This window comes from uncultured Sphingomonas sp. (assembly GCF_964237155.1).
Taxonomy (GTDB): domain Bacteria; phylum Pseudomonadota; class Alphaproteobacteria; order Sphingomonadales; family Sphingomonadaceae; genus Sphingomonas.
Genome location: NZ_CAXSHH010000038.1, coordinates 1 through 24,765, shown reverse-complemented (window position 1 = coordinate 24,765; position 24,765 = coordinate 1). Strand labels below are relative to the sequence as shown.

The following is a 24,765-nucleotide window of genomic DNA, read 5'->3' as shown; positions in this document are numbered from 1 at the left end:
GCACGGCCGCCGCAAGCGATAGTTCTTCAACAGTCTCGAACGGTTGTGACGCCGGGCGCAAGCGTTAAGAGGGCGGCGGTAGGCCAAGCGGCAGGCACCCACCAGGGTAGGTGGGGTATAGGGCGGGACGACCATGCTGGACTATCACATTTCGACGTTGGCGACCGTGCTGGACGGCATCGCCGACGTGTTGGTTGACCACCCGTTTCCGAGAACAACGCTTGCCCGCGTGCTGGAAGACGTCTTGGCAAAGGCGCGAGACGACGTGGATAACCCGCTCATGCTCGGAATGGGCGAGGGGCTGCTATGCAAGGCGTGGGAGCAGGCCGAGGCCGAGCACTTCCGGTAGTATTGAGGTGAAGCATACCCAACGAGCTATATTCACACCCTGAATCGCGAGAACGACGGAATCTTTCTCGACGGGCAACACGACTTTGATCCCGAAGAAATTCGCCGGCCAGGTGCCGACCGAAACCGCAGCGGCGTGGCTAAACAGATTGGCAAGCCTGGATTTTCTGCATTGCATGAGGGAGCTTTGCAGTTACGATTGCCGACAACAAGGTCTGGCAAACGATCTGGACGGAGCTTTGGTATGTCTGAAATTAAGCCAAAGTCCGAAAAGCAGGAAGACGCCGAAGCGGCCGTCGACGATTTTCGGAAAGACCTTGGACCCTTCGTTGTCGCCGCCGAGACGACACGCATGGCAATGCTGTTCACCGACGCAAAGGCACCCGGCGACCCGATCGTCTATGCGAATGACAGCTTCCTCAAGCTGACCGGGTACGACCGGAACGAGGCATTGGGAGAGAGCTTCAACTCTCTCCTGGAGCAGCGCGTCGACCCCGAGGTCTTGGAAAAGATTAAGGCCGAATTTGAGAGTATCGGAAAGCACGACAACAACATCGATATCGACTACAACCGCAAGGACGGCAGCACGTTATTCGTTTCGGTCTTCATAAGCCCCGTCTGGGACGAGAGCGGCGAAATCGTGCAGCACTTCGTTTCATTCATGGATATCACGAAGCATAAGGAAGCACAGAACAAGTCGAGGATGTTCATCGACGAGCTCAATCATCGCGTGAAGAACACGTTGGCCACGGTGCAGTCGATAGTCTGGCAAGCGTTCAAAAGGTCATCCGATACCCAGGTCGTTCGAGAAGCTATCGACTCTCGCCTCTTCGCTTTGTCCCGATCGCATGACTTACTTACCCGTGAACAGTGGGACGGCTCGGGTCTGCGCGACTTGTTGAATGAGGTGCTGGAGCCGTTCGGGGTCGTAGGCGGGCGCGCGGAACGCTTTGTCATCGCGGGCCAGAATGTCCGCATTCCACCGAAGGCGGCGCTGGCGTTCGGTATCGCGTTCAACGAACTCGCGACCAACGCCCTGAAGTACGGTGCGCTATCCAACGAGGCCGGATGCGTCCTGATCGAGTGGGCGGTCGTACCGATGCCGGCGGGCAATAGGCTGATCATCCGCTGGCAGGAGAAGAACGGCCCGCCGGTCGCTCCGCCATCGCACAAAGGGTTCGGCTCGCAGGTGATCGAGCGTGGTTTGGGTCACGAGCTGGAAGGCACCGTCCGTCTCGACTACCCTGAAGAAGGCGCGGTTTGCACGATCGACATTCCAGCACCCGAAGGTGCCCATGCCGGATAAGCTACTCGCCGGTCAGCGCGTCTTGGTCGTCGAAGACGAAATGATGATCATGATGCTCATCGAGGACATGTTGGCCGATCTCGGATGCACGTCCATCATGTCGGCCGCGACCGTTAGCCAAGCCCTTGCCCTCATCGACGCGGAAGAGTTCGACGTCGCGACGTTGGACGTCAATCTAAACGGGACCAAAAGCTACCCCATCGCCGACGCGCTCGGCGCGCGTGGCGTGCCATATATGTTTGCAACCGGACAGGGCACGGAGGGAGTGCCAGAACGATATCATGAGCGGCCCATTTTGAGAAAGCCGTTCAACTACCAAGATGTGTCGGATCGATTTAAGCGCTTGTTAGCTTGCTGATCGAGTGTGTCACAACCGGTCGAGACTGTTGAGAAACTCCGCCTCACTCTGACGCAGCTCACTAGCGAGTAACAAGACAAGCTATTACCACGCAGTTATAGAACGTTTAATGCGCGTCGGCGGGGCTGGCTGCATGTATATTGCGTGCTCGAACGGCAGTCGAGCCCGCTTTCGACTTTTTCAACAGTCTCGGTCGGTTATGACACCGGCTAAGGTGGATTTGCAGCGTAACTGCCTTACCGCAAGACTTGTCTCAAGCTCGCTGCTAATTCGGTCTTGCGGAAAGGCTTTTGCAGACGCGATAGCGCAGGATCGATCTCTTCGGTTTTTGCGTAGCCTGAAACCACCAGTACCGGGGCTTCCGGCCTGAGAGAGCGAACCGCGGCAGCCAACTCGGTGCCGTTCATGCCCGGCATGAGATGGTCCGTCACCAACACGTCGAACTGCGTACCTTGCCCAATCAGACACATGGCTTCCTCACCAGAGGAAGCCTCGACGACTGCATAGCCCAGATCGATCAGCATCTCCGCAGTGCTCATACGAACCAGCGCCTCGTCGTCAACCACCAGAGCTGTCCCGCTTTTCACGAGCGCGACGTTCCTCTCAGAAGCTACTTCAGTCTCTGGAGCTAATTCGCTTTCCGGCAACCGTAGCTGGACGGTCGTGCCATGGTTTGGTCGACTCTGAATATCGAGAGCGCCGCCTAGCTGTGAGGCGAGACCATGAACCATCGAAAGCCCCAAGCCTGTCCCCTTCCCGACGCCCTTCGTGGAGTAGAACGGCTCAACCGCGCGGGTTAGCGTCGCCTCGTCCATGCCTACACCGGTATCTGCGACGGTCAGGCGTATGTACCTGGCCGGCTTCAGGCCGGAAGGGTGACCCGGACCGATGTCTTCAGCTCTTGCTGAAAAGGAAAGAACGCCCCCCTCCGGCATGGCGTCCCGGGCGTTGACGGCGAGATTGAGTATCGCCATTTCAAGTTGGTTGGGGTCGGCTCTGGCGCAGGGCAAATCTTCAGGTATCTGGACTACAACCTTTATCTTCGGCCCCGTCGTGCTGGACACGATGCCATTCATGCCGGTCACAAGCTCGCCCACATTGACGGCAACGGGTTGCAGGGGCTGCCGTCGCGCAAAGGCAAGCAAACGCTGTACGAGCGTTTTTGCACGGTCCGCGGATTGGATTGCAGCTCCAATTAGCCGCTGTTCTCGTTCACCACCGACGCCTTTACGCTGCAAAAGGTCGAGGCTGCCGACAATCGGCGTAAGTAGATTATTGAAGTCGTGCGCGACGCCCCCGGTAAGTTGCCCCATAGCCTCCATCTTTTGGCTGTGGCGAAGCGCTTCTTGCGCCTCCTCGCGTTCCTGGATCGCGGTAAGGATACGTGCCTCTAGCGTGAGGTTCAGCTCGCGCAGCGCTTCTTCCGCAAGCTTGCGCGCGGTTACGTTCACAGCCGTCCCAGTAATTCTTAGGCAGGTCCCCGACGCGTCGAATATGCCGCGTCCCTTAGCGGCGACCCACCGAACGACGCCGTCCTCCTTGCCTACGGCGCGATACTCGACCTCGTAGAGTGCGCGCTGGTCTGGATCAGCAGCTGCCGCATAGGCTGCTGCGGTCCGTTCGTGATCTTCCGGGTGCAAACCGTCGAAGAAGTCACGCATGGTGACTGGCACGTCGGCAGAGATCCCGAACATCGCCTTGGTGCAAGGCGACCAGATCAGTGCGTCATGAATGACATCGACGTCCCAAAAGCCCACTTCGGCGTTATCGACGGCAAGCCGGAGGCGTTCTTCGCTTTCGCGCAACCTGCTCTCCGCTCCGATCCTACGGACATGTGCCCAGCAACGTTCGACGACTTCCTTCACGAGCGTTATCTCGTGAGGCGTCCAATCACGTGCGTGGTCCTGATGGACCGCCATCATTGCTGCCAAGCGGCCGTCCTTGATCAGCGGGCAACAGATGATCGCATCGATAGCGATAGCCCGAAACATCTCGCGCCCCTCGCCCGGGGCCAACTCCCCGGTGACGTCCCGGACGACCAGCGTCTCTCCCGCGCGCAGATCGGTTGCCGCACGGTTGCCGAACAGATCGAGGCTGTATTCGCCGACAGAGCTTTCCAGGTCCTGTGCAGAATAGTCGTTCCGTATCCAAAAGCGGTCGCCGTCTTCGTCGACATCAGCGTAGGCACAGCGTGACGCTCCCAGCCTGCGTCCGAGCAATTCGGCTGTGGCGTTCATTGCGTGCCATGCGTCTTCGGATGCGAATAAGTGGTCGTTCAGCTCTCCTAGGAAACGCAGGCGCGCCTCCCGCTGCGCCGCGTTCTGGAAAAACCGTTCGAGGTGCACCGCGCCCAGAGCCAACAGCAGGATCAGCAGCGTTACCAAGCTGATTGCGGCAGCGAGATAGGTTTGCCCCAGACTGGCGAGACCTTCAGCCCGATCGACGGGAGCTGACCGGGTAAAAATCGCCGCATACATGCCGGAATAGTGCATGCCGGCAATCGCAGCCCCCATCACGATTGCTGCCGCAGCGCGGTGAGGCCGTTGATGATCCCGCGCGGCAAGCCATACGGCAGTCGTCGCGGCGACAAGCGCGATCACGATGGAGACAACGACCCAAGCGGGATCATAGCTGACGGTAGCTGGCATCCGCATGCCGGCCATCCCGAGATAGTGCATCGATGCGACGCCGATGCCGATCAGAAGCCCTGCGGCAAGGATCCTTCGCGCCGATGGCGTTCGCCAGTCCAATATCACAAAGCCTGCGCCGGTAAATCCTACCGCTAGCGCCAGCGATGCCAACGTGGGCGCAAGGTCGTAGCTCATCCCCATGCCGGGCATGCTGAAGGCGAGCATCGCTACGAAATGCATGGACCAGATGCCACCGCCTAACGCGGTTGCTGCGGCCGTTAGCCAGACGTGACGGGTGCGGTCGCTCGAAGCCCTGACGCGACCTGCCAGGCTAAGCGCTGTGAAGGACGCAACGACCGCGATTATGATCGACAAAGCGACCAGCATGGTATCGTGGACGCCGCTCACTGGCATGAAACACGGTCGGACTGCATTGCACTGAACACCTTTGAACTTAGGTCGATGACGTGACACCCGCCTTCATCAACCCCGACCGAACCGTGAGGTGTTGTTGCGCCAGTGCGTTGGTGGAGCAAGGTGCTGCGTGGCCTTCCTGAAAATGACGATCCTCAAAAGAGCTGATCAGAGACAGATTCAGGAAGCTGACGCAACAACATTTCTGCCGTGAGCCTGGTGTCAAAACCGGTCGAGACTGTTGAAAGACTCGGCCGTTCCACAGCCGCTATAATAATCGTGCTTCTTGTGACTAAAGAATGCACGATTATTCGTTTAAGTCAGGCTTCCTTGTTTGAACGCTCTAAGTAAGCGCAATTATCGAACACCGCCTGAGTTTTTCAACAGTCTCGGTCGGTTTTGACACCAGCACCCCACCCCAGCTTTTCCGCGGGTTGCGGAGTGTCAGAAACCCGTGTCAGAACACGAGCATGGAAATCGGCTATGCCCGTGTGTCCCGAGGCGACTCCCAGGACCTCGACCCGCAGCTCCGCGCACTGACCGACGCGGGGTGCGCGATGATCTACCAAGAGGAAGCATCAGGCGGCCAGGGCGACCGCCCCGAGCTGGCGCGCGCGATCGGCGTGTTGAAGCCCGGCGACGTGTTCGTGGTGTGGAAGCTTGACCGGCTATCGCGCTCGCTTCGCGACCTCTTGTTCACCTTGGAGGCGATCACCGCGGCCGGGGCCGGGTTCCGGTCAGTGACGGAGGCGATCGACACCACCACCGCACCCGGCCGGTTGATGACGCAGATGCTGGGCGCGTTCGCCGAGTTCGAGCGCGCCATGATCCGCGAGCGGACCATGAACGGGCTCACCCACGCGCGTAAGGCGGGACGGCTCCTTGGACGCCGGCCGAGCCTCACCGCCCCCCAGCGGGCCGAGATCATCGCCAAGGCCGAGTCCGGCCAAGGCTCCCCCGCCCAGCTCGCCAACCTGTTCCGCGTGTCGCGATCGACCGTGCAGCGCGTGCTGCGTGATTACAGGGCGCGGCAGGATGCGGTGAAGTGACGCCAGGGCTGGCGTTGGCGCTTAGATTTCCGGGTTCCCATCAAAATGTAATGATCCCTCCTGGGCAGAGTGCCAGGCCGGCGCGAACTTCATCCAAATGTCGGCATCGACCTTAAAGCCGGTCGCGTCATCCAAGCTGCCGACTTTTACGGCGACCAGGCCAGGGTTGGTATCCGGCTGCGAAAACATATGCACACCGCATCCGGCGCAGAAGAACGAGCCCCCGCTTTTCGAGGTCGCTTTGTAGATATGCGGTTTCCCAGCCGTGACCGCAAATCCCAAGCGGTTGAACACCCAGGTCAGGTTCGCGGCACCACCAGCAACATATTGACAGTCGCGACAGTGGCAGGCGATCCCGACGACAGGATCACCCTCGACCTGATACCGAACGCTTCCACAGCGACACCCGCCTACTCGCGTAGCCATCGGTTGCTCCCTTTCCGACTTTTGCGTTTAACCGCGCAGCGGCCCCCTTATGACTGAGCAGGGATTAGGTATGAAGAACGGTATGGGAACGCGGGGCAACCAGATAGATCATCCTAGCCGATCGGCTGCGGCATGACCTTTGCCTCGGCACTCCCGCTTCGATGCTAGGCGCGTTCGCCGAGTTCGAGCGGACCATGAACGGGCTCAGCCACGCGCGTAAGGCGGGACGGTACCTTGGGCGCAAGCCGAGCCTCACCGCTCCCCAGCGCGCCGAGATCATCGCCAAGGCAGAGTCCGGCCAGGGCTGCCCCGTCCAGCTCGCCAACCTGTTCCGCGTGTCGCGATCGACGGTGCAGCGGGTGTTGCGGGAGTACTGCGCGCGGCAGGAGGCTTCGCTTGCCAGCGTCGGCAGCGCAGCCCCAGGGAGCCGACATGACGCCTAACGAGCTTCCGCCCCCAAGGGTCACACCGAGGCTAGTGGGAGCACCGAAAATCCGGCAGCTCTACTGGTGTGATTTTCCCCAGGACGCGCAGCTTCCCGAGTTCTGGAAGCGCCGCCCCGTCATTATCATATCCTACCGCAATACGCTCTACGGGGCGGTGACGGTCATTCCTTGTTCGACCCAGGATCAGACGGGCAATAAGTGGGCCTTGCCGCTTGTGACCTCGATCGACGGACGGGCGAGCTGGGCGATTTGCGATAAGGTAATGACGGTGGCCGTCAGCCGTTTGAGCGTGGATAGAAGCGGGATTCGAGCGATGTCCGCAACCGAGTTCGACCAGGTGCTGACCCTCATGTTGGCATGGCTCCCGAAGCCCGCGCCGGTTGAGTAGCGTTCAGGTTTAAGTTGAAATTAAGCGCCAGGCCGCTATATCGGGCTCACTTGCGGTGCTCGTAAGAGTGTCCGTTTCCCGCGAGGGAGCTACAGGCCAAGGCCGTTCCGAAAGGGGCGGCCTTTGGTTTAACTGGCGAACAGATCGGCCATTGCGCGATGCCGGAAGGCGTTACGCCAGCGTCGACGGCGATGTTCGGCTGAGTCATGAACCATGTGGCACCGTTGGCAAAGCGCCGCCAGGTTGCGTGGCCGGTTGTCGCCGGGATCATGGTTCAGGTGCGCGCTGGCAAGGACCACGCGCGTTACCCTCACAGTCGCGGGCGGGTCGATGCCGGCGAGGCCCGGTTGCATACGCGGCAGCTCGGCCGGCGTCGGCAGGTAGCGGAGTCCCCTGCCCCGTCCATCGCGCCAGGTCGCATCGCCTTCATCCCACCACACGCCATCGCCCAGGTGCAGCACGTCGCGGCCATGCGGGCGACGGCAATGCTCACACCGGCCTTTGGCGCGGCGAAACCGGATCAGATTGGACAGCTCGCGCCAGTCGATCGGGTACACCTATCGCCGGGTCCCCGAGGACCAGGGGCTCGACCGCGCCGCGCTGACCGAGGTGACGGCGACCAAGCTGCGGCGCGCGACGATCAACCTGTCCAAGAAGAACGACCTGTTCAAGGCGGTGAAATGGTGGAGCGAGAAGCATCTCGAACTCCGCTTCGAGAGCTGCACCGTCACCCGCGCGCAGGCGATGGGCGACGGCGAGGCGTGCCTGGTCGCGCGCAACGACCCCATGCACGACAGCGTCGACTATCTGTTCAACGACCTGCCCGGCGAGACCGACATCCTCCACGAATATTTCGTGCCGCGCGACCGGATCGTGCCGTTCATCGACGCGATGCGCACGCTGTTCCGGTCGCACGACGCCAACCTGGTGAACGCGTCGATCCGCGCGGTCGGCGTCGAGGGCAACGCGCTCTCCTACGCGCCCGCGCCGTCCTTTTCGGTCGTGCTCTATCTAAACCAGGCGACCGACGCGGCGGGGACGGAGAAGATGCGGGCGTTGACCAGCGACCTGATCGATCTGTGCGCGGACCAGGGCGGGCGGTTCTTCCTGCCCTACCAGCTCCATTATTCGCCCGAGCAGCTTCGGCGCGCCTACCCGGACGTGCACGCCTTCTTCGCCGCCAAGCGCGCGTGGGACCCGGGCGAGCTGTTCAGCAACACCTGGTACGCGCGCTACGCGCCGCCGCAGCCCGTCGCCGCGCGCGCCACCACGACCGCGCGCGCGCCGTTGACGTAGAGCGCGCGGACGAAGCCCGGCCCGTCGCCGCGCGCCACCACGCCGCCGCGCCGGACCTCGACGATCCGGCCGCCCGCCGCCGCGACGATCCCGACCGCGCGGTGGCCGTCGCCCAGCACCGCCACTGGCCGATCGGGCGGGCCGAGGAAGGGCAGCGCGAGCATGACCCCGCTCCACGCGCCGAGCACGAGCGCGACGCGCGCTGTCGCCTTGGCCGCATGCGCATACCGGGGCCTAGTAGTCGTAGACATGCTCGACCGATCCGCCCGCCCTCACGGCGTGGCGCGTCACCGCCCCGAGCTCGGCGACCTTGATCGCGAGACCCAGCCGCCGTGTCCCGTCGCCCGCGGCGACCTCGAACAGAGGCGCGCGGTCGCCGAGAGCCGTCGAGCCGGGCAGAAGCACGGTCGCGAGCAGGTCGTCGTTCCCCGCGATCTCGACGAGCGGAATGCCCGCGTCGACCAGCTTGGCAATGAGGTCGGTGAATTGCTGGTATCGCGGTGCCTTGACCACGACCAGGCCGCCGGGCAGCGTCCGCACCGGCGCGAGGCGCGCGTCTACAGCGCGGATCGCCGCGGGCGTCGCGCGCGCCACGAATTGCAGGCTCGTCGCATCGGCACCGAGCGCCGCACCGGTCGCCGCGCCGATCAGCCCGGCGTAACCAGCCTTGACGCCGTATTCGGCGGTCGCGGCGAGTCGGCGCTCCCAATGCCGTGCCACGTAATCCGGCTCGGTTGTATGCCACGCGCCCGCCAGCGCGCGCCCGAACGGAAAGCGGTACCAGGGCGTCTCGTGCATGAACGCGCCGTAGCGCGCCTGGACACCGGCCGCGTACCGGTCGTCCGCGCTCCGCCAGCCGCTCGCCCAAAGCCATACCCAAGCCCGCACATCCTGGCTGTTCACGCATCCCGACCAAGAAACGTGCAAAGGCACGACATTTTCCGAGCTGGCACCGCTGTCCGATGGCCGCCTCACCTCGGCGCAGTGGGAGGCGGCGAGGGGCGATCCGGTCGCTCATTAGAACGAATGGATGCGACGAATTGTTAGGACTCCGCATGTAGCGTGACGGTTCTATGGAACAGGAACAATTCATCATCACGACCGACCCGGCGAAAAAGCTCGTGCATGTCGTGATGAAAGGATTTTGGATCTCGGAGACCGTTTTCGCCTATGATCGGGAGATCCGGGCGGCGGCGGATCGGATGGCCGCGGCCGGTCACCCGCGGCACGAGCTGCTGGCGCTGGTCGACGCGCGCGAGGCGGGTGTGCAAACCGGCGAACTGATATTCGCCTATCGCGAACGCTTCGGCGCACCGGCGCGCCAGCCGCGGCGCGTGGCGACGATCGTGTCCAGCGCACTGTTCAAACGGCAGGTCGAGCGCATCGCCATCCCCAACCAACGCATCTTCGACAACGAGGTGGACGCGATGCGGTGGCTGCTTTCCCCGGACGATCGGCAGGAGGACCTCGGACCGGGCGATCCGCCCTGCAATGGTGCGGTTCACGGCCCCGCCGACCGCTGATCCTTGCTTAAGGTGGTATATAGCGGCTCCTGTGACGGCGGCCTTATGCCGTTCTTGAACGACCAGCGCTGTTACGCCACACATCGCGAGCGAGCCACCTGCTCCAATACGGCGATGATTGGGATGGGGTCGCTGGAGCACAAAGTGCTTTTTGCGCATTGAGTCGCCGTGGCGGCACGGTAGCGAGCGGGTCGCCAATCGCAGCATATCCCGCTTCCCACCGCCGTGACGCAGGCCGTTTCTGGTTCTCGATACATCTTCATAATGAGAGTTTCTCAGTTTGAATGAGGGACGAGCCAAATGACCCTTGCGGACACGGGAAAAGTCCTGTTGATTACAAATCAATAAAGATTCGATGACAAGCGAAACTACGTTACGCTTGGGGGTGGTGACTCGCATTCCCATTGCGTTAGGGCGACGCCTCGTTGGACGCTGCGGAGATGATGCTTTTGATCGGTCGCCCCGTGAATGCGGGGTCCTAAGTGTCGGCAGGTTCGCCGGCGGACGATCGGGGGAGCGTTCCATGGTTACACGCAGGCGGTTTCTGGGGCGATTAGGGCTGGTCGGTGGATTGAGCGCGACCTTGGGGGCGATGCACGCGCTTGGACTGGCCGGCGAGGCGGCGGCGCAGGACCTGACCGGGCTGCCGGTCACGATGGGCCGGGGCAAGCACGTCGTGGTGCTGGGCGCCGGCATCGCCGGGCTCGCGGCGGCGCTGGAGCTCGAACGGATCGGCTTCTTGGTCACGTTGCTCGAGGCGCGGGGCCGGGTCGGGGGACGCGCCTGGACCGTGCGCGACGGCGAGAAGATCGAGATGATCGGCGAGGAAACGCAGACCGCGCGCTTCTCCGACGGCATCTATTTCAACGCGGGGCCCGCGCGCATTCCCAGTTTCCACCAGGGGCTGCTCGGCTACGCGCGCAAATACGGCGTGCCGATCGAGGTGGAGGTCAATTCCAGCCGCTCCGCCTACATCATGGCTGATGATGGATCGAAGCTCCGGATGCGGACCGCGATCAACGACACGCGCGGCCACATCGCCGAACTGCTCAGCAAGGCGATCGGCAAGGGTTCGCTCGATACGGAACTGACCGCTGCGGACCGCGAGAAGCTGCTGCCGTTCCTCAAGGCTTATGGCGACCTGGACGAGACCCAGACCTTCACGGGCACCGAGCGCTCGGGCTTCGGGAACGCGCCGGGCGCGGGCGTCACCTTCGCATCGCCGTCGAAAGGCATGCCGCTCAGCCGCCTGCTCGGCAACCAGCGGCTGCCGATGACGGTGTTCGAGGACAATCTCTACATGCAGGCGACGATGTTCGAGCCGGTGGGCGGCATGGACCGCATCCACAAGGCGATGGACGCGGCGCTGCGCCGGCCCGCGCTGCTGGGCGCCGAGGTCACCCGCATCCGCAACCGCGCGGAGGGCGTGGAGGTCGCCTATCGCGACGGGGCGAGCGGCGTCGTCGAGACGGTGCGCGCCGACTATCTCCTATGCACCATCCCGTTTCCCGTATTGGCGAAGATCGACACGAACTTCTCCCCCGCGCTCAAGCGCATCGTGGCGGGCGTGGTGTACGACCATTCCAACAAGGTCGCCTTCGAGAGCCCGCGTTTCTGGGAGCGCGAGCAGATCTATGGCGGGATCTCGTTCGTGGGCGGGCCCACGAACCTGGTCTGGTACCCCTCCGCCGGCCTGCACGGCGAGCGCGGGATGCTTCTCGCCTGCTACGCGTCCGGCCAGACCGCGGCCGAGTTCGCCAAGCGGCCGATCACCGAGCAGATCGCCTTCTCGCGCGGCGTGGTCGACCGACTGCATCCCGGGCACGGCGGCGACCTGATGAACGGCGTCGCCGTCAACTGGAGCAAGGTGCCCTACAGCCTCGGGCCGTGGCCCGACTGGCGGGCGGGCGGCGCGAACGGACGGCAGGAAGCCCGGATCGACACCGCCGAGTTCCGCGCGCTCCAGCGCGAGGAGGGCCGCGTCTACTTCGCGAGCGCCGCGCTCAGCCAGACGCCCGGCTGGCAGGAAGGCGGCATCCAGTCCGCGCACATGCAGGTCATGGCGCTCGCCAAGCGGGTGACGGCGGAGGCGCTGACCGCTCCGGCGGCACGTCGGGCGGCGTAGCGGAGGCGCTCTTCTCGGGGTCCAAGAAGTTCCGGACCGGCCGGGCGACGCCAAGATGAATAAAAGCTGTTGCGTTTCCGTAATATTTAATGTTCAAACACAGGACCGGGGTTAAGACTATATAAGAAGCCCTGATACAAGATGACACGCAGGATGAACGATCACGCAACTAGAACATAATAACAGAAGAGGATCCTGATCGCTCCATATAACAGGGGGATCATCCATGCGTATCTTTACCGAGACTTCAAGGGTCGCGATCACGACTGTGTTCATCGTCGCTTTTTCTTCGAACGCGGCGGCGCAGGTCGTCGAGCAGACACCGCCGCCCGCGCCGACGGAGACGACCGACATGGCCCAGGTGTCCGAGGACGTCATCGTCACCGGCACCCGCGCGTCGGGCATCACGGCGGCCGAAAGCGCCGCTCCCATCAAGGTGCTGAGCGAGGAGGCGTTGAGCCATGTCGGCCAGCCCAACCTGAACCAGGTGCTCACCCAGCTCGTCCCCTCCTTCACCGCGCAGGCGTTCGGCGGCGACACCGCCAACCTGACGCTCTCGGCCCGCCTGCGGGGCCTCAGCCCCAACCACACGCTGGTGCTCGTCAACGGCAAGCGCCGTCACGGCACCGCGAACCTGGCGGTGCTGAGCGGTGCGTACCAGGGCGCGGCGACCGCCGACCTGGACCTGATCTCGCCCTCCTCGATCAGCCGGATCGAGGTGCTCGAGGACGGCGCCGCCGCGCAATACGGGTCGGACGCGATCGCGGGCGTGATCAACATCATCCTCAAGAACGACTCGGAGGGCGGCGACGGCTACGTCACCGGCGGCGAATATTACAGCGTCGGCGGCGAGACGCTGGCGGGCACGCTCCACCTGGCGACCAAGGTCGGCGAGAACGGCTTCATCAACGTGACCGGTTTTCACCGGTACAACGATTTCACGATCGTCGGCGGGCTCGACCGCCGCGTGACCGACACGAACGGCGCGCTCCGGAGCAACCTGTCGGCGGCGCAGCGCGCATTGTACGCCAATATCCCCCGCTTTCCGTCGGTGAACCTGATCAACGGCAACGCCCGGCAGCGGCTGACCAATCTTCAATTCAACTCCGGCTACGATTTCGGCGACACCGAGGTCTATGCGTTCGGCACCTATTCGAAGCGCATCGCGAGCGCCTACGAGAATTTGCGCGTCCCCGACCGCGTGATCCGCTCGCCCGTGCTGGGCGTCCGGGGCACGCTGGCGACGCCGGGCGAGATCCTGTTCGACGCCGACGGGTTCTCGCCGCGCGAGAAGATCCGGCAGGACGACTATGCCTTCACCGGTGGCGTGCGCGGCATGGCGGGCGGGTTCAAATACGACCTGTCGACCACCTACGGCCAGGACAAGAACGAGATATTCACCGTCGACTCGGCCAACGCCAGCCTGTTCGTCGACACGGGCTTCACCCCGACCGACTTCTACAACGGCTTCTTCAAGGCCAGCGAGTTCACCGCCAACGCCGACCTGGGGTACGAGCTCGAGGCGGGGCTGGCCGAGCCCATCAACATCGCCTTCGGGGCGGAGTATCGCCGCAACACCTACGAGATCGGTCAGGGCGATCCGGGATCGATCTACAAGGAAGGCGGCCAGTCCTATCCGGGTTTCCGACCGTCGGACGCGGGCTTCAACAAGCGGAACAACAAATCCGCCTATCTCGACGTGGCGGCGATGCTGACGCCCGACTGGAAGCTCGACGGCGCGGTCCGGTACGAGGATTATTCGGATTTCGGCAGCAAGACGATCTTCAAGATCACGTCGCGCTACGACTTCTCCCCCGCCTTCGCGCTCAGGGGCACGGCGGCGACCGGCTTCCGCGCGCCGACGCTGGCCGAGTCCTTCTACTCCGCGACCAACGTCTCGCCGACCGCGGCGTTCGTGCAGCTTCCCGCCAATTCGGACGCGGCGCGGCTGATCGGCTTCGCCCCGCTCGACGCGGAGAAGTCGCTCAATTTCAGCGTGGGCACCGTGATCCGTCCGGTTCCCGATCTGACGATCACGCTCGACGCGTATCAGGTGAAGATCGACGACCGGATCCTGGGCACGGGCGCGATCTTCGGATCGGGCGGCGCGTTCAACTTCCCCGTGGTGACGCAGGCGATCGTCGCGAACGGCAACATCCTCGATCCGACGGTGGTGCAGACGGGGATCAACATCTTCACCAACGGCGCGGACACGCGGACGCGCGGCGTCGATCTGGTGGTCGCCTACCGCAGCGACTTCGGGGAATACGGGACGGTCAACTGGACGCTGACCGGCAATTACAACAAGACCAAGATCACGCGGATCGATCTGGCTCCCGCCCAACTCACGCCCGCGGGAGCGACGCAGCCGATCGCCCTGTTCGACCGGACGGCACGCAGCAATCTCGAGCGAGCGTCGCCCAGGGTCAAGGTCATCGCGGGTGCATTCTACGAAATGGACCGCTTCTCCGCCACGCTGCGCGGAACCGTGTACGGCAAGAGCTCGCAGGATCAGAGCCCCGATGGCGGTGATTATTACCGCCAGACGATCGGCACCGCGTTCATCGGCGATGTCGAATTCAATTACGACCTGACCGACGAGGCGCAGGTCTCGATCGGCGCGAACAACGTATTCGACAAGACCCCGCCCACGGTCGCGCTGGTGCCCGGGACGACCAGCTTCACGCTGGTGAACGGCGGCAACGTGCTGGACGCGCCGCTGACGTTCAGCCCCTACGGCATCAACGGCGGCTATTATTATGCACGACTGAACGTCAATTTCTAACAGGAGCCGGACGGGCGGGTCATGTCCCGCCCGCCGGACAAGGGGAGATCACATGCTTCGATCGACAGCACTCGCCGCCGCGCTCGCGCTCACGGGACCGGCGGCGGCGCAGACCGCCGCCGGGCCGGAGGCGGTCACACGGCACGCCAACACGCCGCCTGGAATGATCCTGCAGGGGGTCACCGTCCGCCCGGGGGCAACCACCCTGTATCTCAGCGGGCAGCTCGCGGCACCTCTCGACCCCGCCGCGCCGCCCAAGCCGCCCGCCCAGATGACGATCGCCGATTTTGGCGACACCAAGACACAGACCGTCAGCGTCCTCGGCAAGATCAAGACGATCCTGGCGGCGCGCGGCTACGCCATGGCCGACGTGATCAAGCTCACCGTCTTCGTCGCGGGCGATCCCAAGCTTGGCGGGCGCATGGACTTCGCCGGCATGAACGACGGGTTCAAGCAGTTCTTCGGTACGGCCGACAATCCGTCGACCGTGGCGCGGTCGACGGTGCAGGTCGCGGCGCTCGTCTCCCCCGCGTTCCTCGTCGAGATCGAGGCGACCGCCGCCAAGTGAGACCACGGAAAGTCCGGGCGATCCCGGAACTAGGACGCGGGCATGTCGGTGATCAACAGCGGATACAGGGACAGCACGAGCAACAGGGCGGCCGCCACGTTGAAGACCCGCAGCGCTCTGGGCCGGTGAAGCAGCCGGCGCAGCTGCACACCCGCTGCGGTCCACATGCCCACCGCGGGCAGGTTCACCGCGCCGAACACGAGCGCGACGACGAGGACGCCGCGCATCCGGTCGTCCGCCGGTACATAGACGGCCATGGCGGTCAGCGCCATGGTCCACGCCTTGGGGTTGACCCACTGGAACGCGGCCGCCTGCATGAAGGTGAGCGGTCGCGACGACGCGTCGCTCTCGCCGGCCGAGGGCGGCGTCGCCGTCGCGATCTTCCAGGCGAGATACAGCAGGTAGGCGGCGCTGAGCAGCTTGAGCGCCAGCATGGCCGCCGGCCACGCCTCCAGCGCCGCGCCCAGGCCCGCGCCGACGACGATCAGCATCACCACGAACCCGATCGACACGCCCGACAGGTGCGGCACGGATCGGGCCAGGCCGAAATTGGTGCCCGACGCCATCAGCATCAGGTTGTTCGGCCCCGGCGTGATGGAGGAGACGAGCGCGAAGGCGGCGAGCGCCGCCAGCATGTCGGGCGTGAGCATGCCGTGACGATAGCGCGTGACGCGGGGTGAAGGGTTGCGTAGTTTCTCGCCTCGGCTCGATTTCGCGCAAGGAAACGCCGCTTTGGACCTAGTAGACCGCAGGATCTTGCGCGAGCTTTCCCGCGACGGGCGCGTGAGCAACGCCGATCTGGCCACACGGGTCGGCCTGTCGGCGTCGGCCTGCTCGCGCCGCACGGGCGAGCTCGAGCGCACGGGCGCGATCCGCGGCTACCGGGCGGTGCTCGATCCCGTCGTCGCCGGCGGCGGGTTCACGGCCTATGTCGCGGTGGGATTATCCCGGCACACGATGGACGAGCAGCGCGCCTTCGAGCGGGCGATCGGCGACGCGCTCGCCGTGCGCGAGTGCCACGCCGTCACGGGCGCGGTCGAATATCTATTGCGCGTCGAGGTCGCCGACCTGGAATCGTACAAGCACTTCCACACCGAGGTGCTCGGCGCGCTCCCGCAGGTCAGCACCATCACCAGCTACATCGTCATGGAGTCCACCAAGGACGACCGGCGCTGAGGCGACCTCGATCTTGGGATCGAAGTCGAAATCCCACACGCGTTCGGGCAGCATCGTCCGGGCCATGACGCGACGCGGATTGCGCGTAAACTCCGCAAGCAGCGCGAACTCGCGCGGCTGGAGCGTGATGCGTCGACCCTCGCGCGTCACCATGCGGCGATGCAGGTCGAGTGCGACGGACAAGCCGCGCGCGACGAAAATACAATAAGTGCGGTCCTAGCTCGCCGGTGCGCCGGTGCGCCGGTGCGCCAGCCGCCGCCGAGCGCACGGAACAGCGCCACCTCGGCTTGCGCCACGATCAGGTCGGACTGGACCTGACGGAGCGCGGCATCGGCGCGGACGCGTTCGGCGTCGAACTGAATGAGGTAGGCGGCATCGCCGAGCCGGACCCGCGCCGCGGCGCGCCGCGCATAGCGTTCGGCCTCGACGCGCGCGGCCCCCAGCGCGCGGTTGCTCCGCAGCTGCGCGTCATAGGCGGCCAGCGCCGTCTTCACCTCGCGGAGGGCGCGTAGCACCGCTGCGTCCCAGCCCGCCAGCGCGGCACGTTCGGTCGCGCGCGCCTGCGCGATGCGCGCCCGCGCAGGCGCCTGGTTCGGGAACGCCCAGCTGATGAACGGCGTGGCGGTCGCCGTGAACCCGCCGGCGAGCAGGCCGAGCGCGCCGCCCAGATTGACGCGCGGATACAGGTCCGCGCGCGCGATCCCGATCCGCGCGGCCGCGGCCGCCAACCGGCGCTCCGCCTCGCGGATGTCGGGACGGCGCAGCAGCAGCGCCTGTCCGTCGCCCACCGGCACCGACCGGAGCCGCGGCGACGCGGCGCAGGCGATGGCCAGACTCGCCGCTTCGGCGGGCGGACGGCCCTGGAGCGTCGCCAGCCGATAGAGCGCGTTGGCGCGCGCGGCCTCGAACGGCGCGACCGTCGAGCGGACCGTCTCCAGCAGGCTCGTTCCTTGCGATACCTCGAGCGGCGAGATCTCGCCTGCGGCGAGCTGATCGCGCAACACCGCGACCGCCCGCTCCTGTACGCCGACCACCTCCCGCGCGACCCCGACGGCGCGGGTGGCACCGCAGAGGTCGACGTAAGCCAACACCGTGTCGGCGGCGACCGCGACGCGCAGGCCGTCCACGACCGCGTCCTGCGCGTCGGCATCGGCGCGGGCGGCGAGCGTATTCGAGCGCAGGCGACCGAACAGGTCCACCTCCCAGCTCGCGCTGGCGGCGATGTCGTAATCGGTCGCGGGCACGTTCGAGGTGCTCGGTTGCGTCGCCGGGTTGTCCACCGTCGCCGCGCTCTCGACGAACGTCTGCGGCAGCCGCTGCGCGCGCGCCAGGCGGAGCGCCGCGCGAGCACCGTCGAGATTGGCGTAGGCGACGCGTAGATCGGCATTGGCGGCAAGGCTCGCCGTCACCAGCCGGTCGAGGACGGGGTCGTCGTACAGCCGCCACCAATCGTCGGGCACGGGCGCGATCGAGCCGGAGGACGACCCGGTGAACGCGCCGACCGCGCTGGCCGGAGCGATCGTGGGCGGCGGGGCGGGCGCGATCATGCATCCGGCGGCTGCCAGCGCGGCTAAGGGAATGATCCACCGCATCATGCCGGCACCGCCGCCAGCGGCGCACTCTGCGCGGGCCGTTCCTGCCCGAAGCGCGCATACAGCGCGGGCATCAGGAACAGGTTGAGCAGCGTCGAGGAGACCAGCCCGCCAAGGATCACGATCGCCATCGGGTGCTCGATCTCATGCCCCGGCTTGTCGCCCTCCACGACCAGCGGCAGCAGCGCGAGCCCGGCGCAGAGCGCGGTCATCAGGATCGGCACGAGCCGCTCCTCCGCGCCGCGCAGGATCAGGTTCGGGCCGAACGCCTCGCCCTCGAAGCGGCGGAGATGGTCGTAATGCGACAGGAGCATGATGCCGTTGCGCGCCGAGATGCCGATCACCGTGACGAACCCGACCAGCGAGCCGAGCGACAGCACCCCGCCCGTCAGCGCCACCCCGACCACGCCGCCGACGAGCGCGAAGGGCAGGCTGACCGCGACCAGCGCCGTGATGCGCGCGGAGCGGAACTCCAGCCAGACGAGGAGCAGGACGCCGACCAGGCAGAGCAGGCCCGTCGTCCATAGCCGCGAGCGCGATTCCTGCAGCGCGGCGTACTCGCCCAGGACCTGCGGGTGGTAGCCCGTCGCGAATGGCACCTGGCCGACCGCGGCCTGCACCGCCTGGGCTATGCCGCCCAGGTCGCCGCCCGCGACGTTCAGCGTCACGTCGATGCGACGCTGGCCGTTTTCCCGACGCACCTCGTTCGGGGCGGGCACGATGCGCACGTCCGCCACGTCGCGCAGGCGAACAGGCGATCCCGTCGGCGTCTGGATCAGCAGGTCGGCGAGCGCGTGGAGGTCGCCGCGGATCGCCGGCTCGCCCCAGAGCGCGACATCGAACGCCTTCTGGTCGCGGTAGATCTCGCCGACCTTCTGCCCGGCGACGAGCGTCTGCGCCTGCCGCCGCACCTCGCCCGCGGTCAGCCCGAAGGTGGCGAGGTCGGCGGCGCGCGGGATCACCTGGATCTGCGGCACCAGCACCTGCTGCTCGACCTTGAGGTCGGCGACGCCGTCGACACCCGCTACGCCGGCGCGGACCCGCTCGGCCGCGGCGCGCAGCTCCACCTGGTCGGGGCCGAAGATGCGGACGACGACGGTCGCGCCCGCGCCGGTCAGCACCTCCTTGATCCGCTCTCGCAGATAGGTGAGCACGTCGCGGTAGAGGCCGGGATAGCCGTCGATCGCTTCCTTGATCCGCGCGATGCTGGCGTCGTAGTCGACATTCTCGTCGAGGCTGATCCACAGTTCCGTGAAATTGGGGCCGACCACCTCATCCGCCGCTTCGGCCCGGCCGATATGCGCGCCGAAATTGCGCACGCCGGGGATCGCGCGCAGCTCGCGCGAGGCGCGGATCGTGATCCGGTCCATCGCCTCGATCGAGGTGCCCGGCTTCTCGACGAAGTGCATCAGGAAGTCGGTTTCGCGAAAGTCGGGCAGGAACTGGTCCTTGAAGCCGGCATAACCGACGCCCGCCAGCAGCAGCCCGCCCGCGACGATCCCCATCGCCAACGCCGGCCGCGCCACCATCCGCGGCAGCGCGTCCGCGTAGCGGCGCTTGAGCGCGCCCACGAGCCGGGTGTCGCGCTCCGCCCTCAATGGCGCGTTCGGCAGCAGGAACAGGCACATCGCGGGCGTCACCACCAACGCGACCAGCAGCGACGCGGCGATCGCCAGCACATAGGCGACCGCGAGTGGCTGGAAGAAGGTGCCCGCCACGCCGCCCAGGAAGAAGATTGGCAGGAACACGAGCATCACGATCAACGATGCGAACACCACCGCCGAGCGCACCTCGAGGGAAGCCGACAGCACCACGTCGAAGTTCGATCGCGGGTTGCCCGCCTCGCGGTTGAGCCGAAGCCGCCGCGCGATGTTCTCCACATCGATGATCGCGTCGTCGACCACCTCGCCCAGCGCGATCACCAGCCCGGCGATGATCATGGTGTTGATCGTCGCCCCGCTCCAGAGCAGCACCAGCCCCGCGCCGAGCAGCGACACGGGGATCGCGACCAGGCTGATCGTCGCCTGCCGCCAGTCGCGGGTGAACACGAATAGCACCACGGCGACCAGCAGGCAGCCGATGGCGAGCGCGCGGGTGAGGTTGTCGATCGACCGCTCGATGAAGGTCGCCGGGCGGAAGATGGTCGTGTCGACCTTCACGTCGCGAAGGCCCGGGCGGAGCTCGGCGATGGCCGCCTCGACGTCGCGGGTGAGCTGGAGCGTGTTGCCGGTAGGCTGCTTCTCGACGATCATCATCAGTCCCGGGCCGTCGTCGATGATCGCGTTGCCGATCGGCGCGGCGAAACCGTCGACCACGCGCGCCACGTCGCCGATGCGGACGGGTGCGTCGCCGCTCTGCTTCACGACCGCCTGGGCGAGATCGGCCGAGGACTGGATCGCGCCCGTCTGCTGGACCGCGAGCCGTTGCTGCGCGGTGTCGACGAAGCCGCCGCCGCCGACCAGCACCGCGTCACCCGCGGCCGCGCGCACCTCCGCCAGCGTCACGCCCGCCGCGCGCAGGCGATCGGGATCGACCAGTATCTGGAGCTGGCGGTCGCGCAGACCCCAGACCGCGACGTTGGCGACGCCCGGCACCGCCATCAACCGGGGCCGGATCGTCCAGCGCGCCAGCTCGGACAGCTGCATCTGGTCGAGCCTGGCCGACGAGACGCCGATCTTCATCGCGCGGCTGGTGGACGAGAGCGGCGGCATCATCACGGGCGGCCGCGCGGCGGTCGGCAGCCGACCCTGCACCTGGGTCACGCGTTCCTGAACGAGCTGGCGCGCGCGGATCACGTCGGTGCCGCGGTCGAACAGGATCTGCACCGACGACAGGCCGAGCACCGACTTCGACCGCAGCGTCGCCAGGTCGGGAACGCCGTTCACCGCCGTCTCGATCGGCACCGTGATAAGGCTCTCCACCTCCTCGGTCGACAGCCCCGGCGCTTCCGTCTGTATCTCGACGAGGGGCGGCGCGAACTCGGGAAACACATCGAGCGGCACGTCGGTGGTGGCGCGCAGGCCGAGCACCACCAGCAAGGCGGCGAGCGCCAGGACCAGGACGCGCTGGGTCAGCGCCGCGCGGACGAGCCAGGCCAGCATCTCAGTGCGGCGTCCCGAACTCGGTGCCGAACAGTTCGGCCGCGCCGTCGGTCACCACCTCGGCCCCGCGCTCCAGCCCGCGCGACAGCAGCGCGCGGCCGTTCTCGACACGCGTGATCTCCACCCGCCGGCGGACGTAGCTGGTCGGCGCGGTCCGCTGATAGACCCACTCGCCGCCATAGATGTCGCGGACGATCGCGGCGGCCGGGATCGAGAGTCCCTCCGCCGTGCCGCCGAGCAGCAGGGCGACAGCGACGCGCTGTCCCACGCGGTAGGCGCGGTCGCTGTTGGCGAACGCGAAGAAGAGGTCGACGGTACCCGCCATCGCATTGGCCGATGGCGGGGCCTGAACCGGGCGAGCGGCGCGCGGATCGGCCGACTGATCGCCGAGGGGCCGGATCGTTGCCCCGCGTCCGCGCTCGACCGCGGCCACGTCGGTGCCGAACACCGGCACGCGCACCCATAGGGTAGCTTGCGAGCCGATCAACGCCACCGACGGCCCGAGCAGTCGACGTCCCGCCTGCGCCGCGTCCAGCGTCGCGCGCATCGTCGCCAGCGCCGCCGCCGCCTCATCGCGAGCCCGGACGCTACCCGCCTCCTCGCGCACCAGCGCTGCGGCGCGGTCGTAGGCGATCCGCGCGAGCCGAACCTGCGCTTGCGCCTGCGCGACCTGACCGTCCGCCGCCGCCTGCGACGTTCCGACCTGCGCGAGGTCGGTTGTCGACCCGATCGGCATGCCCGCGCCGCCTGTCGGCGGCACCACGACCTCGCCGCTCGTTTCCCGCGCGCGGGATGCCGAACCCTCGCCGATACGGACCGTCCTGATGCCGAGCCGCCGCTCGGCTTTTGGAGTGAGCGTCAGTCGCAGCAGCTCCCCCTCATGCACGACCGCCTCCGCCTTGGCGGGAGCGACGGGTTTGGAAGGCACCGTCTCCCCGCATGCGGACGCGACCAGCGCGAGCGGAAGAACGGCCAAGACGGCGCGGTGACACGATTGCGACATCGGACCTCGATAGCGGCGCCGGATTGGGCGCTCGTTGGGGGCTCTATACCATTTCCCAACATCCATGCGCGGTCGGTTATGTCGCGGCGGAGGTCCGGTAGTCGCAAAGCTCAACCGGACGTTCGCTGATCGGTGCGACGCGCGCCGGCTTTGTTCTGAGAGGACGTTCTAACTTTCGATCGCCCCGTCACTGGCTCAAGCAGCCGGGCTATCTCGGGATCGCCGCGCCGATGTTCCTGGAGAACCTGTTTCCGCGCCGTGTTCCTCGGCCGCTTGGTCCCGGCAATCCGCACCTTGACCTGCTTGCCCGTAGGGGTGTTCGAGATGAGCTTGCCGCGCCTCCTGCTTCTCTTCGGCGCTCGACTTCGGCGAGCGGCAGGCGGCTGGTTTGGTCGATCTTCTCGGTGACGACCACCTCACCGGGCCGGAAGGCGCCTACCATGCGTAGGAGCTCGGGCCGGTCGGCGCGCGCGACGCCTTCTCGCGATATACCGCACCGACATGGTAGCTGGCCGCGCTGCGTCGGCGACGATGCGCTCCTGGCATCCGGGATCCTGCTTATCGGCGCTGACTCGTAGGTAGGGGAAGCCCCAGGCATCCCTCACCCCCCTACCCAAGGCTGTCGCTCTGAACTGGCCCCCTAAATGACCTGACGGGGTTTCGCTCTTAGCTAAGAGCGAGGCATATGACTGAGCATACGACCAGGCGTTACAATGATGGCGAGGTCCTCTCCAGTGTCGAGCGCCGGAGGCGCTGGACCCCGGAGGAGAAGGTCCGGATCGTCGAGGAGACCTACCTGCCGGGCATGAGCGTGTCCTTTGTCGCCCGGCGGCACGGCATCGGCCCCGGCCAGCTGTTCACGTGGCGCAGGCTGATGGCGCAGGGCGCGCTCACCGCGGCCGCTGCTGGCGAGAAGGTGGTGCCGGCGTCCGACTACCGGGCGCTGGAGGCGCAGGTGCGCGAGCTGCAGCGCCTCTTGGGCAAGAAGGCGATGGAGAACGAGGTCCTGCGCGAGGCCGTGTCCCGGGCCACAGGTCCAAAAGAACTGCCGCCGCGCTCAACCTCGTCGCCCGGGGATGGCCTGTGAGCGCGGTCGCGGACGCGATCGGCGTCAGCAGGCCGCACCTGTCCGCCATGCGCAACCGGCCACCGCCTGGGCGGCGAGGACGACCGCCGCCGCCCGACGCCGAGCTGGTGGCCGACATCGGCGCGCTCGTCGCCGAGCTGCCGACCTATGGCTACCGCCGGGTGCATGCGCTCCTGCGTCGCCAAGCCGAGAAAACCGGGCGCGCAGCGCCCAACCCCAAGCGCGTCTACCGCGTCATGAAGGTATACGGGCTGCTGCTCCAGCGTCACAGCGGGCGAGGCGAGGAGCGGCGGCACGGTGGCCGGGTCGCGGTCGACCAGCGCAACACGCGTTGGTGCTCGGACGCGCTCGAGATCGGCTGCGACAACGGCGGGAAGAGCCTGCCCCGGACTTGATCCGGGGGCAGCCCATACACCACTCGCGACACCCGTGCCCTCGCGCGCGACATCGGCCTGGTGTCGCGCATCACGTCCGTCAGCAGTCCGCAATCGAACGGCATGGCCGAGGCGTTCGTACGCACTCTCAAACGCGACTACGTCCGCGCGAACCCCAAACTCGACGCCTAAGGCCGTGATCGACCAGCTGCCGCGCTGGATTGTGAGAGCCCTGCCGATGGTACTGACAAAAGCCACAACGCGGCGGCAATTCGCGTTGGCTGGTAACCAGTGCGCACAGCCTAGCCGTAGCACCATACTGCTGGCCGCTGCCGGCAAGCTTGTAGGCAAGACCGCGCACATTGCTACGAAGGGCAAGGGTGAACCTCGCTTTGACGAGAGCTCGAAAAACTGACGCCGGATAAAGACGAGGCGAGCGGCAATCTCGCACGGCACCGGCCGCAACGCTGGCCGAGCACCGCCAATCCTGATCAAGCGATTGTAGACACGGTAATGAAGCTGATCGAGGCGCTCGGGGATCAGCTAACCCGCACCGATACGATTCGTGCGCTGTGGTCGCTCGTCGCGAGCGTAACCGTCAAATAGGACGCAGCTGATCAGCTGGTCGTAAGCGTCGAGGATCGATGGCGATATTGGCCGACTTCGCCAAAACGCGGACAATACCCCGGCGGGAAGCCAGGGGTGTTCGGAAATAGTGGTTGCGGGGACAGGATTTGAACCTGTGACCTTCAGGTTATGAGCCTGACGAG

The 24,765-nt window shown here is 65.9% G+C and carries 22 protein-coding genes and 5 pseudogenes; 16 read left to right on the top strand and 11 right to left on the bottom strand.

Annotation, left to right across the window (positions count from 1 at the left end):
• Positions 1 to 133 precede the first annotated feature (133 nt).
• From ACFE71_RS09695 to ACFE71_RS09685, 3 genes are all read left to right on the top strand, one after another.
• On the top strand, positions 134 to 349 hold the full coding sequence (locus tag ACFE71_RS09695) for a hypothetical protein (RefSeq protein ID WP_375428590.1): 216 nt from the start codon (positions 134 to 136) through the stop codon (positions 347 to 349).
• Between the two features lie 135 nt (positions 350 to 484).
• A complete protein-coding gene (locus ACFE71_RS09690) occupies positions 485 to 1,654 on the top strand; it encodes an HWE histidine kinase domain-containing protein (protein WP_375428589.1) in 1,170 nt (389 codons plus the stop codon).
• On the top strand, positions 1,644 to 2,012 hold the full coding sequence (locus tag ACFE71_RS09685) for a response regulator (protein WP_375428588.1): 369 nt from the start codon (positions 1,644 to 1,646) through the stop codon (positions 2,010 to 2,012). The genes ACFE71_RS09690 and ACFE71_RS09685 overlap by 11 nt, the downstream gene beginning before the upstream one ends.
• A gap of 236 nt (positions 2,013 to 2,248) precedes the next feature.
• Here ACFE71_RS09685 and ACFE71_RS09680 read toward each other — a convergent pair whose 3' ends face one another.
• Positions 2,249 to 5,056 (bottom strand): MHYT domain-containing protein, encoded by a 2,808-nt coding sequence (locus tag ACFE71_RS09680; protein ID WP_375428587.1) that lies wholly within the window; start codon positions 5,054 to 5,056, stop codon positions 2,249 to 2,251.
• 470 nt (positions 5,057 to 5,526) lie between these two features.
• On the opposite strand from ACFE71_RS09680, the gene ACFE71_RS09675 reads away from it, so the two are divergent.
• A complete protein-coding gene (locus tag ACFE71_RS09675) occupies positions 5,527 to 6,105 on the top strand; it encodes a recombinase family protein (RefSeq protein WP_375428586.1) in 579 nt (192 codons plus the stop codon).
• A 21-nt stretch (positions 6,106 to 6,126) separates the two neighbouring features.
• Here ACFE71_RS09675 and ACFE71_RS09670 read toward each other — a convergent pair whose 3' ends face one another.
• Entirely contained in the window at positions 6,127 to 6,531 is a 405-nt protein-coding gene (locus ACFE71_RS09670) for a GFA family protein (RefSeq protein WP_375428585.1), read from the bottom strand.
• Between the two features lie 161 nt (positions 6,532 to 6,692).
• On the opposite strand from ACFE71_RS09670, the gene ACFE71_RS09665 reads away from it, so the two are divergent.
• Both ACFE71_RS09665 and ACFE71_RS09660 read left to right on the top strand, forming a co-directional pair.
• Positions 6,693 to 6,974: a hypothetical protein gene (locus tag ACFE71_RS09665; protein ID WP_375428584.1), complete on the top strand. Its 282-nt coding sequence runs from the start codon at positions 6,693 to 6,695 to the stop codon at positions 6,972 to 6,974.
• Positions 6,975 to 7,008: 34 nt separating this feature from the next.
• Complete coding sequence (locus ACFE71_RS09660) at positions 7,009 to 7,365, top strand: type II toxin-antitoxin system PemK/MazF family toxin (protein ID WP_375428583.1); 357 nt, start codon at positions 7,009 to 7,011, stop codon at positions 7,363 to 7,365.
• A gap of 128 nt (positions 7,366 to 7,493) precedes the next feature.
• On the opposite strand, the gene ACFE71_RS09655 is transcribed toward ACFE71_RS09660, so the two are convergent.
• Entirely contained in the window at positions 7,494 to 7,922 is a 429-nt protein-coding gene (locus ACFE71_RS09655) for a hypothetical protein (RefSeq protein ID WP_375428582.1), read from the bottom strand.
• Here ACFE71_RS09655 and ACFE71_RS09650 point away from each other — a divergent pair.
• The gene (locus ACFE71_RS09650; protein WP_375428581.1) at positions 7,891 to 8,661 is read left to right on the top strand and encodes a hypothetical protein; all 771 of its coding nucleotides are present in this window, start codon (positions 7,891 to 7,893) and stop codon (positions 8,659 to 8,661) included. The genes ACFE71_RS09655 and ACFE71_RS09650 overlap by 32 nt on opposite strands.
• On the opposite strand, the gene ACFE71_RS09645 is transcribed toward ACFE71_RS09650, so the two are convergent.
• Complete coding sequence (locus ACFE71_RS09645; protein WP_375428580.1) at positions 8,598 to 8,912, bottom strand: hypothetical protein; 315 nt, start codon at positions 8,910 to 8,912, stop codon at positions 8,598 to 8,600. The two genes, ACFE71_RS09650 and ACFE71_RS09645, sit on opposite strands and share 64 nt — an antisense overlap.
• Positions 8,896 to 9,564, bottom strand: a complete 669-nt coding sequence (locus tag ACFE71_RS09640) for a hypothetical protein (protein ID WP_375428579.1) — start codon at positions 9,562 to 9,564, stop codon at positions 8,896 to 8,898. The genes ACFE71_RS09645 and ACFE71_RS09640 overlap by 17 nt, the downstream gene beginning before the upstream one ends.
• A 170-nt stretch (positions 9,565 to 9,734) precedes the next feature.
• Between ACFE71_RS09640 and ACFE71_RS09635 the strand changes: the two genes are divergently transcribed.
• The 4 genes from ACFE71_RS09635 to ACFE71_RS09620 all read left to right on the top strand — a co-directional run bounded on the left by ACFE71_RS09635 (position 9,735) and on the right by ACFE71_RS09620 (position 15,662).
• Positions 9,735 to 10,184 carry a hypothetical protein gene (locus tag ACFE71_RS09635; protein WP_375428578.1) on the top strand — a complete coding sequence of 150 codons (450 nt, stop codon included), beginning with the start codon at positions 9,735 to 9,737 and terminating at the stop codon, positions 10,182 to 10,184.
• 523 nt (positions 10,185 to 10,707) lie between these two features.
• Positions 10,708 to 12,309, top strand: a complete 1,602-nt coding sequence (locus ACFE71_RS09630; protein WP_375428577.1) for a flavin monoamine oxidase family protein — start codon at positions 10,708 to 10,710, stop codon at positions 12,307 to 12,309.
• A gap of 226 nt (positions 12,310 to 12,535) precedes the next feature.
• Positions 12,536 to 15,094, top strand: coding sequence for a TonB-dependent receptor plug domain-containing protein (locus ACFE71_RS09625; RefSeq protein ID WP_375428576.1), 2,559 nt, complete (start codon positions 12,536 to 12,538; stop codon positions 15,092 to 15,094).
• A 52-nt stretch (positions 15,095 to 15,146) separates the two neighbouring features.
• Positions 15,147 to 15,662, top strand: coding sequence for a Rid family hydrolase (locus ACFE71_RS09620; protein WP_375428575.1), 516 nt, complete (start codon positions 15,147 to 15,149; stop codon positions 15,660 to 15,662).
• A 29-nt stretch (positions 15,663 to 15,691) separates the two neighbouring features.
• Here the strand turns inward: ACFE71_RS09620 and ACFE71_RS09615 are convergent, their stop codons facing one another.
• Positions 15,692 to 16,312 carry a LysE family translocator gene (locus tag ACFE71_RS09615; RefSeq protein WP_375428574.1) on the bottom strand — a complete coding sequence of 207 codons (621 nt, stop codon included), beginning with the start codon at positions 16,310 to 16,312 and terminating at the stop codon, positions 15,692 to 15,694.
• A 34-nt stretch (positions 16,313 to 16,346) separates the two neighbouring features.
• Here ACFE71_RS09615 and ACFE71_RS09610 point away from each other — a divergent pair, with 34 nt between their 5' ends.
• Positions 16,347 to 16,838: an Lrp/AsnC family transcriptional regulator gene (locus ACFE71_RS09610; protein ID WP_375428591.1), complete on the top strand. Its 492-nt coding sequence runs from the start codon at positions 16,347 to 16,349 to the stop codon at positions 16,836 to 16,838.
• 27 nt (positions 16,839 to 16,865) lie between these two features.
• Here ACFE71_RS09610 and ACFE71_RS09605 read toward each other — a convergent pair.
• The 5 genes and pseudogenes from ACFE71_RS09605 to ACFE71_RS09585 all read right to left on the bottom strand — a co-directional run.
• Positions 16,866 to 16,991 (bottom strand): annotated as a pseudogene (locus ACFE71_RS09605) (winged helix-turn-helix domain-containing protein); the annotation flags it as partial.
• Positions 16,985 to 18,433 (bottom strand): efflux transporter outer membrane subunit, encoded by a 1,449-nt coding sequence (locus ACFE71_RS09600; protein ID WP_375428573.1) that lies wholly within the window; start codon positions 18,431 to 18,433, stop codon positions 16,985 to 16,987. The pseudogene ACFE71_RS09605 and the gene ACFE71_RS09600, both read right to left, overlap by 7 nt.
• Positions 18,430 to 21,531 carry an efflux RND transporter permease subunit gene (locus tag ACFE71_RS09595; RefSeq protein ID WP_375428572.1) on the bottom strand — a complete coding sequence of 1,034 codons (3,102 nt, stop codon included), beginning with the start codon at positions 21,529 to 21,531 and terminating at the stop codon, positions 18,430 to 18,432. The genes ACFE71_RS09600 and ACFE71_RS09595 overlap by 4 nt, the downstream gene beginning before the upstream one ends.
• A 1-nt stretch (position 21,532) precedes the next feature.
• Positions 21,533 to 22,507, bottom strand: a complete 975-nt coding sequence (locus ACFE71_RS09590) for an efflux RND transporter periplasmic adaptor subunit (protein WP_375428571.1) — start codon at positions 22,505 to 22,507, stop codon at positions 21,533 to 21,535.
• Positions 22,508 to 22,889: 382 nt separating this feature from the next.
• A pseudogene (locus tag ACFE71_RS09585) lies at positions 22,890 to 23,151 on the bottom strand (recombinase family protein); the annotation flags it as partial.
• A 68-nt stretch (positions 23,152 to 23,219) separates the two neighbouring features.
• On the opposite strand from ACFE71_RS09585, the pseudogene ACFE71_RS09580 reads away from it, so the two are divergent.
• The 4 genes and pseudogenes from ACFE71_RS09580 to ACFE71_RS09565 form a co-directional block, all read left to right on the top strand.
• Positions 23,220 to 23,603: pseudogene (locus ACFE71_RS09580) on the top strand (transposase); the annotation flags it as partial.
• A gap of 86 nt (positions 23,604 to 23,689) precedes the next feature.
• Positions 23,690 to 23,989: pseudogene (locus ACFE71_RS09575) on the top strand (IS3 family transposase); the annotation flags it as partial.
• A 54-nt stretch (positions 23,990 to 24,043) separates the two neighbouring features.
• A pseudogene (locus tag ACFE71_RS09570) lies at positions 24,044 to 24,215 on the top strand (IS3 family transposase); the annotation flags it as partial.
• Positions 24,192 to 24,410 carry a hypothetical protein gene (locus tag ACFE71_RS09565; RefSeq protein ID WP_375428592.1) on the top strand — a complete coding sequence of 73 codons (219 nt, stop codon included), beginning with the start codon at positions 24,192 to 24,194 and terminating at the stop codon, positions 24,408 to 24,410. The pseudogene ACFE71_RS09570 and the gene ACFE71_RS09565, both read left to right, overlap by 24 nt.
• The last annotated feature ends 355 nt before the right edge of the window (positions 24,411 to 24,765 follow it).